Origin of the sequence: Paractinoplanes atraurantiacus (genome assembly GCF_900215205.1) — a bacterium.
GTDB lineage: Bacteria > Actinomycetota > Actinomycetes > Mycobacteriales > Micromonosporaceae > Actinoplanes > Actinoplanes atraurantiacus.
The window spans coordinates 74,859-84,346 of sequence record NZ_OBDY01000013.1 but is presented as its reverse complement, the minus strand read 5'-3'; the positions used below and the strand labels follow the sequence as shown (position 1 = coordinate 84,346).

The following is a 9,488-nucleotide window of genomic DNA, read 5'->3' as shown; positions in this document are numbered from 1 at the left end:
CCGCACGCGGCGTTGTCCGCACGCGGCGTTGTCCGCACGCGGCGTTGTCCGCACGCGGCGTTGTCCGCACGCGGCGTTGTCCGCACGCGGCGTTGCCCGCACGCGGCGTTGCCCGCACGCGGTGCCGCTCGCACGGGTTGTCGCACACGGGGCCGCTCGCACGGGTTGTCGCACGCGGTGCCGCTCGCACACGGCGTTCTCGCGAGCGGGGCCGCTCGCATGCGGGGCCGCCCGGGATGAGGGGCGATGCGGCGGTCGGTGGCGGCGGTGCGCGACTGCGGCGGTCTGATGAGGCGGCTGGGTGGGCGGGCCGTTAGTCGAGGCGTAGCAGGGTCTCCTCGATTTCCGCTTGGCGGGCATTGGCGTACCCGGCCTCTGTGCCTGTCACGGCGAAGCCGGCCTTTTGCAGGACTCGGAGTGAACCCACGTTGTCGCTCGCGGCCCGGGCCAGGATCGGGCGCGTGGGGACCTCGGCCAGGAGCAGGGCGAGAGCCTGGCCGGCTATGCCCTGGCCCCAATGGGCGCGGTCGATCCAATATGTGACCTCGGTGTCGCCCTCGATGACGAAGGCGGCGATGCTGCCGACCAGGCGGCCGTCGAGCGTGATGATGCGGTTGGTGACATCGTCCCTCGCCCTGATTTTTGCCATGTGGGCGTCGAAGGCGGAGCGGTCGTTCGGGTCGTCGGCCGTGAAGGCCGCCATGTGGACGGACTCGGGATCTCTCATCTGGTCGAACAAGGCGTCGAGATCGGCGTCCTCGATCGGGCGTAGCGCCACCTCAGCCATTCTGTGCCTCCCCGTTCGGTCGTCGAGGCGGACCGTACCAGCGGGGTATGACAAGTCCGGCTGTCACCAGAAGGGCCAGCGGTGGCAGGGCGGTCACCGCCAGTTCGATCGCCAGGACGGGAAAGGGGGGAAGGCCTTCGCCGGCGAGAAGGGCGGCCCGGATCAGGACCGTGTTCTGTAGGAACAGGCCCGCGGCCATGGCCAAGCGCTCGTCGATCGCCAGCCAGAGCAGGCTGCCCAGGAAGAGGGCCATCACGGCGCCGAAGTGAAGGATGCCCGACACGCTGGGAAAGAACGACGTCAGGATCAGGACGAGCGGCAGGGCCGGGGCGTATCTCAGCAGCGCGGTGGCCGGTGCCGGGCGGCGACGGACCAGTGGCACCAGCAGGACGATCGCCAGCGGGAAGCACCAGAAGCCGCTGAAAACGGGGCTGTGCATGGAGTTCGCGACTATCAGCGTCAGGATGAAGGCGGCCGCGGCCGTGGCGATCGCGGTGAGAAAGCGGTTGGCCAGTGCCGCCGCCACCGCCAGAAGCCCGAGCGTGAGGGCCGCGAGGGTCAGGCGCGACTCGGCCGGTGACCAGAGGGACGGGCCGCCTCGCAGGGCTTCGTTCGTGACGACGACCGCCCGGTCGGCCACGTCGTAGACCAGCAGCATGAGAGCGGCAGCCCGGAACGCAGTGAGCCAGCCGCCCTGGTGATGACCGGCGTGCGCGCGCAGGGCGCCCAGAATCAGCGCCGTGGTCTCCCGCAGCGGGGGACTGGTGCGTCCATCCGAAGTGGACTCGAGGAGGGTCGCCAGCAGCTCGGGGCCCCGGTCGCGCTGGTAATCGGAAGGATAAAGGCGAAGGAGGCGCGCGTACCGGCGCTCGAGGGCCGCGCTCACGCGAGCCGGCCGTTGTTGCGGTCGGCGGCGGCACGGAGCGACGAAACAAGGTGGCCGGGAACGGCGTAGAAGGGCGAAGCGGCGCGGAAGGCGAAACGGCCCGAGGGGCCGGAGACCGGGCGGTCGGTGACGATGCGGGCGGCTTCGGCGAGGTGGGCGGCTTCGGCTTTCAGGGCGGCGAGGCCGTCGGGGGTCAAGGCGTAGTAGCGCCGGGCGCGGCCGTTGACGACCTCCTCCTTCACCACCTGGACGAGGCCCTCGTGGGTCAGGCGGTCGAGGGCTGTGTAGAGGGTGCCGGTCGCCGGTTTCACCCGGCCCCGGGACAGGGCTTCCGTCTGCTTGATGATCGCGTAGCCGTGCAGCGGCTCCTCCTGGAGTGCGGCCAGGATGAAGTAGGTCGGTTCACGCATGGGCGAACTATATATGTAGGCGAACTACTTATGAAGTGCCGCCCGCAACACGTCGATGACGGCCGCCGAGTCCAGCGGGCGTTCCGGCCCGCTCTCATAGAGTGGCCACGTCTGGACCGTCCAGCGAAGACGGTCGTCGACGCGGCGACAGGTGAACATCGCATGAGCCGAGCTTTTCCGCTTCTCATAGGGCAGCGGCTGCTCGCCCGGCGCATAGCTCATGGCTGCAGCGGTCAACACCGTGCTTCCCGGTCCCGACAATTCGAGGGGATTCAGGGTCTGGAAGCGGACTCGCAGGCCGCTGACCGTGATCTCGCAGGTGCCGGCATCGAGCCGGGCGTCCGGCAATGCCTCCACGATCTCATCGAAGGCGTCCTCGAGGATCGCGGCCAGGTCGGCCACCGCCTGGCGCCGCTCCTGCTTCCTGCGCTCTTCGGCGGTCACCTTGGCGTTGGCCGCTATGTCCCGGTCGCGCCGCGAATCCTCGCGCCGGCGGACGTCCTCGACCAGCCCCTCCTGCGCCGGTGTCAATTTCTGCCGCAAATTGTCGACGGCCTCGATGACCGCCCGAGCGTCCTGCGGCCGGTCCGCCGGCGCCTTCGCCACGAGCCGGGCGAGCAGCCGGGACAGGCGCGGCGGCAACCCCGGCGTGTTCGGAGGCGCGGCGGTGAGATGCTGCCGCTCGTAGTCGTCCTCGGACGGGCCGGGAAAGGGGCGCTCCCCGGTGAAGACCTCGTACGCCAGAACCCCCAGCGCGTACAGGTCCGATTTCGCCGTGCCCCGATGGTCGGTCCACACCTCGGGCGCCATGTACGGCAGGGTTCCCCCGCCGCCCGTCGTGTACGTGCCCGTCACCTCGGTCAGAATCCGGGACAGGCCGAAGTCGCTGATCTTCCACGTGTCGCCGAAGCGCAGCACGTTTCCCGGTTTCAGGTCGCGGTGCGCGATCGACACGGCGGCCAGCTCGACCAGTCCTTCGGCCACCTGCCGCAGCACCGTCAGCCCCGCGTCGAGGGCGAGCGGGCCGTCGGTGAGGTCGTCGGCGAGGGAGCCGTCGGCCAGCGGCATCACGATCAGCAGGTCGCCGCCGGCGAACGCGATGTCCAGCGGCAGCACCAGATGGCCGGTGCTGTCACCTGATCGGGCGGCCTCGGTGAGCCGGTCGCCGACCTCGATCTCGCGCTCGCGGACCCGCTCGGCCCGGGTGGAGGCCCATTTCAGCCGGACCCGCTTGACGGCGACGCGGGAACCGTCCACCAGCGACTTCCCGTGGAAGACCGCGCCCATGCCGCCCTCGGAGCCGTTCGCGTCGTCGTACTCCCACTCGCCGCCGTCGCGGCCCGAGAACTGTGGCATGCCCGCATGGTAGGTCAGCCCTCACAGCCGCAGCGCTCCCGGCGCATCGGCGGGAACGGCCGGCTGGGCGGGTTTGACCGGGCTGATTCGGGCGTACGGCGAACCGAGCGCCGGCCGCGCGTCCACGTCCCCTTTGTTCGGCCACAGGGCCACTGCCCGCTCGGCCATCGCCGTGATGGTCAGCGACGGGTTCACGCCCAGGTTGGCCGCCACCGCCGAGCCGTCGATCACGTGCAGGCCGGGATGACCGAACATTCGGTGGTACGGATCGACGACCCCCGTCTCGGCCGATGTCCCTATCGCGCAGCCACCGAGGAAATGCCCGGTCACCGGCCGCCCGGCGAGCTCGGTCATGGCACCCAGCGGCACCCCGTCGATCTTGGCCGCGACCCGCCGGGCGACATCGTGCGCCGCCGGCACCCATTCCGGGTTGGGCTCGCCGATGCCCTGCCGGGTGCGCAGCCGGCCCCGCTTGCGGTAGACCGTGATCGAGTTGTCCAGGGCCTGCATGGCCAGCAGCACCACGGTCTCGGTCGACCACCGCCGCGGCGACGTCAGCAGCCGTAGGTCGCGCCTGTCCCGTACGAGCTGGCGGAGCCCGGTGACCAGCCGCGACCGTCCACCGGCGTCGTCCACCAGCGTGGTCGCGAGCAGGGCCAGAAGGTTGCTGCCGCGCCCGTAGCGGACCGGTTCGACGTGGGTCGACGCGTCGGCGTGGATGGACGACGTGATCGCCACGCCGCGGCTGTAGTCGGCGTCGCGCCGCCGGGTGCGCGCGCCCAGGATCGACTCCGAGTTGGTGCGGCTCAGCTCGCCCAGCCGCGCCGACACGCCCGGCAGGGAGCCGCGGTCGCGCAAGCGGTGCAGCAGCCGCTGCGTACCCAGAGCCCCGGCCGCGAAGATCACCTGCCCGGCGGTGAAGGTGCGGCGGCGAACGCCGCCGGTGCGATGGGTGCGGACCTCGAAACCCCCTTGCGGGAGCGGTCGTACGTCGGTGACGGTCGTCAACGGGAAGACGACCGCGCCCCGCTGCTCGGCCAGATAGAGGTAGTTTTTGACGAGGGTGTTCTTGGCGCCGACGCGGCAGCCGGTCATGCAGGCGCCGCAGTGGGTGCAGGCCGCCCGCGACGGCCCGGCGCCGCCGAAGAACGGGTCGGGAACGGCCGCGTGGCCCCCGCTGTCCGGGTCACGGCCGGGATTTCCGAAGAGCACTCCTACCGGCGTACGGCGGAAGGTGTGCCCCACCCCGAGATCGACCGCAACCGATCGCAGCGCCCGGTCCGACGCCGTCTCCAAGGGGTTGACCGTCACGCCGAGCATGCGTTTGGCCTGGTCGTACGGGCCCGCGAGCTCCGCTTTCCAGTCGGTGACCGACGACCAGCGGGGGTCGGCGAAGAACGTGTCCGGCGGTTCGTAGAGCGTGTTGGCGTAGCCGAGCGAGCCGCCGCCGACGCCCGCGCCGGACATGATGAGCACGTTGTCGAGCAGCGTGAGGCGCAGGATGCCGAAGCAGTGCAGCGCCGGAGCGTACACATAACGGCGCAGCCGCCACGAGGTCTGCGGCAGCTCGTCGTCGGCGAAGCGGCGGCCGGCCTCGAGCACACCGACCCGGTAGCCCTTCTCGGTGAGCCGCAGCGCGCTGACGCTGCCGCCGAAGCCGGAGCCGACGACGAGGACGTCATAGTCGTACGTCATGGGGTATGGTGGCGCCGTTGTTGGCGGGCTGTCAACAAGGAGGCTGTGGTGAATTTTCACCGGCAAGGCGCTGGAAGTCCGCTCGTGCTTATCCACGGCATCGGCAGCCGCTGGCAGGTGTGGCAGCCGATCCTCGACGCGGTCGCCGAGCGGCACGACGTGATCGCGCTCGACCTGCCCGGCTTCGGCGCGTCCAAAGCGGACGGTGGCCCCGGCGGCGTGCCCTACCTGGCCGACCGGGTGACCGCGTTCCTCGACGAGCTCGGCGTCACGAGGCCGGCCCTGGGCGGCAGCTCGCTCGGCGGCGCGGTCGCGCTCGAGTTGGCCCGGCGCGGTCTGGCCCGGTCGGTGACGGCGTTCTCGCCGGTCGGGTTCTTCGGCGCGGTCGGCGCCCGCTGGTGCCAGGGCGTGGTCAGCGCGGCGCGGGCCGGGGGAGCGGCGCTCGGGCCGGCGGTGCCGTGGCTGATGCGCACGACACCGGGGCGGGTCGCGCTGTGCGGCGTCTTCTACGGCAAGCCGGGCCGCCTCGACCCGGACGAGTGTGTGACCGACGCCCGGGCGCTGGTGGCGGCGCCTGGCTTCGCCGCCGCCCGCAAGCGGCTGGGGGAGTGGCGCTACCGACCGGGCATGGCCGACGGCATCCCGGTCACGATCGCCTGGGGCACCCGCGACCTGGTGCTGCCCTACCGCCAGTCGGCGAAGGCCCGTGCGCTGCTGCCCCGCGCCCGCCACGTGCGCCTCCCCGGTTGTGGCCACCTCCCGTTCGCCGACGACCCGCGCACCTGCGCCCGCCTCCTGTTGGAGGCGAGCTGACCGCGCACCTACGCCCGCCTCCTGTTTGAAGCGAGCTGACCGCGTAGTGCCGCCCGACTTCGCGCCGAACGACGCGGTTCCCGCTCGGGCCGGCCTGCCTTCGCCTCGGACGACGCGGTCCCCGCTCCGGCCGGCCTGCCTTCGCCTCGGACGGCGCGGTTCCCGCTCGGGCCGGCCTGCCTTCGCCTCGGGCGCCGCGTTCCCGCTCCGGCCGGCCTGCCTTCGCCTCGGGCGGCGCGCCACGGTGGCGGTTGCCGTGGCGCGCGCCTTTCATCCGGACGCCGAGGTCCGTGCCTGGGGCCGTGCCGTCAGGTTGCGGTTGCCCTGCTGCTGAGGAACTGGAGCAGTTCGCGAGCCGCCTCCCGCGCCCGTGCGAGCTCATCCCGGCGGGCCGGGGCGCGGAGCGGGGGTTCCTCGACGATGACGGCGACCTGCATGCGGCGGCCGAGCCGGCGGGACAGGGCCTCGGCGATCGACGGGCGCAGGCGTGTCTCGACCACGTCGCGGGTGAACGCGTCGGCGGCGACCAGCAGGACGGTGTTGCCGACAATCGTGTCGATACCCACCTGTTCGAGGTGGGCCGGCCGGCCGATCGAGGCGACGACCTCGGACCACAATTCTTCCGGATCGACGACCGGGGCGGCCAGCACATCGTGGACCAGCCGCGCCGCGCAGGCCCAGTCGGGCGTGCCGGAGCGGGCGGCCTGCTCGTCGAGGAGCGCGGCGGTGGCGGCGGAGACGGGAACCGGCACGATCCTCGCGCCCGGCTGACCCTGAACCGCGGCGTCGGCGAGAGCCTGACGCCGGCCCGCCGCGGTCAGCCACTGACCGACACTGGTGCCGGCGGCCGCTGCCGCCCCGGCGAACATCTCGTGAACGCCGGACCCGATCTTCACCTTGGTCATCGACCCCTCCTCAGTGCTGCCGAAGCGGCCATTGAACACGTTTGCCGAGTCCGACACGCGGGAGAGCCGAGTGCCGACACGACTCGCCGAAGGCCTATTGGCACCCCGCCAACAAGCTGATAATTTCGCCCCATGAACCCGCGAGTGGTCGTCATCGGAGCCGGTTTCGGCGGCATCGCCGCCGCCTCGGCGCTGCTCGGCGCCGGGTTCACCGACGTCGTCCTGCTCGAGCGGGCGGCCGAGATCGGCGGCGTCTGGCGCGACAACACCTATCCCGGGTGCGCGTGCGACGTGCCCGCGCCCCTGTATTCGTACTCCTTCGCCCCAAACCCGGTCTGGAGCCGCCGCTTCCCGCCTCACCACGAGATCTTCGGCTACCTGCGCCGGGTCGCCGACGAGCGCGACATCACGAGGCGGGTGCGGCCGAACACCGATGTGGTCGAGGCCCGCTGGGACGACGACCGCTGGGTGATCACCACCGCCGGCGGCGAGCGGATCGAGGCCGACGTGCTCGTCCCGGCGGTCGGGCAGCTCACCAAACCGGTTGTCCCGTCGCTGCCCGGGGCCGAGCGTTTCGAGGGCCCGGCCGTGCACACCGCCCGCTGGCGCCCCGGCCTCCCGATCGACGGCTGCCGCGTGGCCGTCATCGGCACGGGAGCGAGCGCCATCCAGCTCGTCCCCGCCATCGCCGGCCGCGCCGCGCACGTGACCGTCTTCCAGCGCACGGCCCCCTGGACGCTGCCGAGGCCCGACCGCCGGTACGGCGTGGGCCGCCGCGCGGCGTACACCAAAATCCCGTTCCTGATGGGTCTCCCGCGGGCCGGTGTCTGGGCGATGACCATCGTGACCGGCCGGGCGCTGCTCGGCCGTCGTGCCTCAGGCGCGCTGCTGCGGACGGTCTCGGCCGTGCAACGCCGCTGGCAGGTGCGTGACCCCGAGCTGCGGGCCGCGGTCACCCCCGACGAGCCGATGGGCTGCAAGCGGGTCCTGTTCACCAGCGCGTGGCTGCCCGCCCTCGCGCGCGACGACGTCAGCCTGGTCACCGAGAAGATCGTCGAGGTCACCGCCGACGGCGTCCGCACGGCCGACGGCGTCTCCCACCCGTGCGACCTGCTCGTCTACGCCACCGGTTTCGCCGCCTCCGACCTGGTCACGCCACTGAAGATCATCGGCCGCGAGGGCAGCCTCGACGAGGAGTGGCGCGACGGCGCGTACGCCCATCTCGGCATGACGGTCCCCGGCTTCCCCAACCTCTTCTTGATGTACGGCCCGAACACCAACACCGGCAACACGTCGGTGCTCTATTTCCACGAGTGCCAGGCCCGCTATCTGGTCCAGGCCGTCCGCCTTCTCGCGCGCGGTTCACCGCCTTTGGAGGTACGCCGTGACGTAGCCGCCGCCTACGACGCCGAGATCCAGCAGCGCTTGTCGGGTTCGGTGTGGACCGCCTGCCAGAACTGGTATCGCAACGCCTCCGGCCGCATCGTCACCAACTGGCCCGGCATGGCGTCGGAATACAAGCGCCGCACGGCCCGCCTCAACCCGGCCGACTACTCAAATTGAGGCCGGTAGACGCTGACCCGCGTTGCCGGTTCAAGCCGGCCGATGCTCGTCAGATATTCGCGCGAGAAACCCGGCGACCTCCTTCACCATAGGACCGTGGAACCCGCCGAAGCCGCCGACCGGGCCCGTGACGCTGCCGCACTGTGGAGCGTCGGGTACGTCACGTCCGCTGAACTTGTCGAAGCGGCCTGCGACCTGCTCGTCACCGGCCACGACGGCACGACTCTCGCCATGCTCGCCGGCGTGCGATCCCGCGACGCCGACATGGAGGTCCCCGAGCTGCTCGAAGCGGCCCTCAGCGATGTCGGTCTGGTCTACTACCCGCCGGGCAGCCGGGCGGGTGCCGAAGCCGCGGTGAAGACGCTGGCCCGGCGGGTCCTGACCGGTGCGATGGAGCCCAGCGCGCTGACGGTGTGGGCATACCAGACTTTCGGTCCTGGAACGCTGGAGCTCGCCGACCGGCTGGTTGAACTCGATGACGCCTACGACTTCGTCGAATTCAGTGACACCACCGAGCAGGACCTCGACGCCGAGGTCATCGCCGAGGCGCGCCGCATCGTCACCCCGGCCGACCTCAAGCCTGGATCGGGTCGGGGCGGGCAATATCAGGCTCGGCGACTACGCGCGGGACGGGGTGGGGACGATGCCGGACTTGGACAGGTTCGTGTCAGCGCAGAAGGGCGTCTACGACGAGGCGCTGGATGAGATCAGGCAGGGGCGCAAGCGGACGCACTGGATGTGGTTCGTGTTTCCGCAGCTGGCCGGGCTGGGGTCCAGTTACACGGCGCAGTTCTATGCGATCCGTGATCTGGACGAGGCTCGGGACTACCTCGCCCATCCTGTGCTCGGCGCCCGGCTGGTCGAGATCGCCGAGGCCGTGGTGGCGTCGCCGGCGGCTACCGCCGATCAGCTCTTCGGGTATCCGGACAACCTCAAGGCCCGGTCGTCCATGACGCTCTTTCGCCGGGCGGCGCCGGAGCAGGCGGTCTTCGGCTCGGTTCTGGACAAGTACTACGGCGGCGAGCCCGACCCCCGTACCGAAGAATTGCTTAGCTGAAGGTGTCGGATCGGAG

10 protein-coding genes are annotated in these 9,488 nt (G+C 71.3%); 4 read left to right on the top strand and 6 right to left on the bottom strand.

Features of this window, described 5'->3' with window-relative positions; genetic code table 11:
• Positions 1–313 precede the first annotated feature (313 nt).
• Genes CRP55_RS27075 through CRP55_RS27055 form a run of 5 tightly spaced genes read right to left on the bottom strand, consistent with a single transcriptional unit; the run spans position 314 to position 5,134 of the window.
• The gene (locus tag CRP55_RS27075) at positions 314–787 is read right to left on the bottom strand and encodes a GNAT family N-acetyltransferase (RefSeq protein WP_097322948.1); all 474 of its coding nucleotides are present in this window, start codon (positions 785–787) and stop codon (positions 314–316) included.
• Positions 780–1,673 carry a hypothetical protein gene (locus CRP55_RS27070; RefSeq protein WP_097322947.1) on the bottom strand — a complete coding sequence of 298 codons (894 nt, stop codon included), beginning with the start codon at positions 1,671–1,673 and terminating at the stop codon, positions 780–782. The genes CRP55_RS27075 and CRP55_RS27070 overlap by 8 nt, the downstream gene beginning before the upstream one ends.
• On the bottom strand, positions 1,670–2,083 hold the full coding sequence (locus CRP55_RS27065; protein WP_097322946.1) for a PadR family transcriptional regulator: 414 nt from the start codon (positions 2,081–2,083) through the stop codon (positions 1,670–1,672). Before CRP55_RS27065 ends, CRP55_RS27070 begins: the two co-directional genes overlap by 4 nt.
• Before the next feature lie 24 nt (positions 2,084–2,107).
• Complete coding sequence (locus CRP55_RS27060) at positions 2,108–3,439, bottom strand: serine/threonine-protein kinase (RefSeq protein WP_097322945.1); 1,332 nt, start codon at positions 3,437–3,439, stop codon at positions 2,108–2,110.
• A gap of 21 nt (positions 3,440–3,460) precedes the next feature.
• Positions 3,461–5,134 carry a GMC oxidoreductase gene (locus CRP55_RS27055; protein ID WP_097322944.1) on the bottom strand — a complete coding sequence of 558 codons (1,674 nt, stop codon included), beginning with the start codon at positions 5,132–5,134 and terminating at the stop codon, positions 3,461–3,463.
• A gap of 84 nt (positions 5,135–5,218) precedes the next feature.
• Between CRP55_RS27055 and CRP55_RS27050 the strand changes: the two genes are divergently transcribed.
• Positions 5,219–5,947 (top strand): alpha/beta fold hydrolase, encoded by a 729-nt coding sequence (locus CRP55_RS27050; protein ID WP_245923392.1) that lies wholly within the window; start codon positions 5,219–5,221, stop codon positions 5,945–5,947.
• Between the two features lie 308 nt (positions 5,948–6,255).
• On the opposite strand, the gene CRP55_RS27045 is transcribed toward CRP55_RS27050, so the two are convergent.
• Complete coding sequence (locus CRP55_RS27045) at positions 6,256–6,852, bottom strand: hypothetical protein (protein ID WP_097322943.1); 597 nt, start codon at positions 6,850–6,852, stop codon at positions 6,256–6,258.
• Between the two features lie 132 nt (positions 6,853–6,984).
• On the opposite strand from CRP55_RS27045, the gene CRP55_RS27040 reads away from it, so the two are divergent.
• From CRP55_RS27040 to CRP55_RS27030, 3 genes are all read left to right on the top strand, one after another.
• On the top strand, positions 6,985–8,415 hold the full coding sequence (locus tag CRP55_RS27040; RefSeq protein ID WP_097322942.1) for a flavin-containing monooxygenase: 1,431 nt from the start codon (positions 6,985–6,987) through the stop codon (positions 8,413–8,415).
• A gap of 96 nt (positions 8,416–8,511) precedes the next feature.
• Positions 8,512–9,120, top strand: coding sequence for a hypothetical protein (locus tag CRP55_RS27035; RefSeq protein WP_097322941.1), 609 nt, complete (start codon positions 8,512–8,514; stop codon positions 9,118–9,120).
• Positions 9,080–9,472 carry a DUF1810 domain-containing protein gene (locus CRP55_RS27030; protein WP_342751579.1) on the top strand — a complete coding sequence of 131 codons (393 nt, stop codon included), beginning with the start codon at positions 9,080–9,082 and terminating at the stop codon, positions 9,470–9,472. The genes CRP55_RS27035 and CRP55_RS27030 overlap by 41 nt, the downstream gene beginning before the upstream one ends.
• Positions 9,473–9,488 lie beyond the last annotated feature (16 nt).

Bases quoted from the DNA above. Each gene is read 5' to 3' on its own strand.
- CRP55_RS27075 (WP_097322948.1), bottom strand. From the start codon at position 787: ATGGCTGAGGTGGCGCTACGCCCGATCGAGGACGCCGATCTCGACGCC.
- CRP55_RS27065 (WP_097322946.1), bottom strand. From the start codon at position 2,083: ATGCGTGAACCGACCTACTTCATCCTGGCCGCACTCCAGGAGGAGCCG.
- CRP55_RS27060 (WP_097322945.1), bottom strand. From the start codon at position 3,439: ATGCCACAGTTCTCGGGCCGCGACGGCGGCGAGTGGGAGTACGACGAC.
- CRP55_RS27055 (WP_097322944.1), bottom strand. From the start codon at position 5,134: ATGACGTACGACTATGACGTCCTCGTCGTCGGCTCCGGCTTCGGCGGC.
- CRP55_RS27045 (WP_097322943.1), bottom strand. From the start codon at position 6,852: ATGACCAAGGTGAAGATCGGGTCCGGCGTTCACGAGATGTTCGCCGGG.
- CRP55_RS27040 (WP_097322942.1), top strand. From the start codon at position 6,985: ATGAACCCGCGAGTGGTCGTCATCGGAGCCGGTTTCGGCGGCATCGCC.